Origin of the sequence: Pseudomonas sp. Pse1 (assembly GCF_024519635.1) — a bacterium.
In the GTDB taxonomy this organism is placed as follows: domain Bacteria; phylum Pseudomonadota; class Gammaproteobacteria; order Pseudomonadales; family Pseudomonadaceae; genus Aquipseudomonas.
Genome location: NZ_JALJRO010000064.1, coordinates 1 through 917, shown reverse-complemented (window position 1 = coordinate 917; position 917 = coordinate 1). Strand labels below are relative to the sequence as shown.

Annotated in this window: 1 protein-coding gene and 1 pseudogene; both read right to left on the bottom strand. The window is 56.7% G+C overall.

Going from position 1 to position 917, the window contains the following annotated elements; all coding sequences use genetic code 11:
- Window positions 1-44 precede the first annotated feature (44 nt).
- Complete coding sequence (locus NR126_RS28790; protein ID WP_306219057.1) at window positions 45-347, bottom strand: hypothetical protein; 303 nt, start codon at window positions 345-347, stop codon at window positions 45-47.
- Between the two features lie 303 nt (window positions 348-650).
- Window positions 651-917, bottom strand: a pseudogene (locus NR126_RS28375) (hypothetical protein); the annotation flags it as partial.

Sequence of the window (917 nt, the reverse complement as noted above, 5' to 3'; positions counted from 1 at the left end):
CAAGCCCCAGGCCCACCGTTTCGGGCCTACGGGTCCTGCCAGGCTCAAGGTTTCACCCATGGTTTGGCAATGTCCAGCAAGATCAGATATCGCTCCTCTGAGGGGCGCTTATAGTCCTCGAACCGATTAATCTCCAACCTCACCTGATACAGATCACCGGCCTGCCAATAGGTTTTTACGACTCTGCTTTCCTCGCGCAAATCAACACGTAATTGCGGTGTGTCGGCAATCGGGGGGAACTGATGAGGCAGTGTGGGCACCCAGCCGCTTTGCCGCCATTGGTCCTGCAAGTCGAGCGCAACTTTGAGCGTGTCATCCTGCAACAGCGGTTCCACTTGTGGAGACATGCGGACGCCATGCACCAACTCATCACGGCTAAAGCTAACGGTGAAATAGCGCGCCAGTGGCGTGGTAAACCCATACTGCGGATGAACGAAGCGTAAACGGGCATCCGTAGCGGGGACATTGAACCAAACGTCCAGCGATAGCGGGACCGATAGACGCACTGGATCGGTGGCGCATGTCCTCCCAGGGCTCATCAATTAGCAGCGCGATTTCTTTTTCCGATTGTGCTTCGATCCACCAGACCAACAGCCCGAGCAATACCAAGCCCCAGGCCCACCGTTTCGGGCCTACGGGTCCTGCCAGGCTCAAGGTTTCACCCATGGTTCACCAATACTCAAGGTGATCAAGTACCGCTCTTGCGTGGGATGCCTATAGTCCTTGAATCGATGCACCATCATCATGATCTGGTACTGATCACCGGCTTGCCAGTACGTAGTGCCCCCTCTCCTCACATCACGCAGTTTGGCACGCCATTGTGCAGTGTCGGCGATGGGCGGGGATTCATTGGGCAGCGTGGGAACCCAGCCGCCTTGGCGCCACTGCTCCTGAAGATCGAGCGCGACTTTGAGGAT

Coding starts and splice junctions, on each gene's coding strand:
- NR126_RS28790 (WP_306219057.1), bottom strand. CDS start 347: ATGTCTCCACAAGTGGAACCGCTGTTGCAGGATGACACGCTCAAAGTT.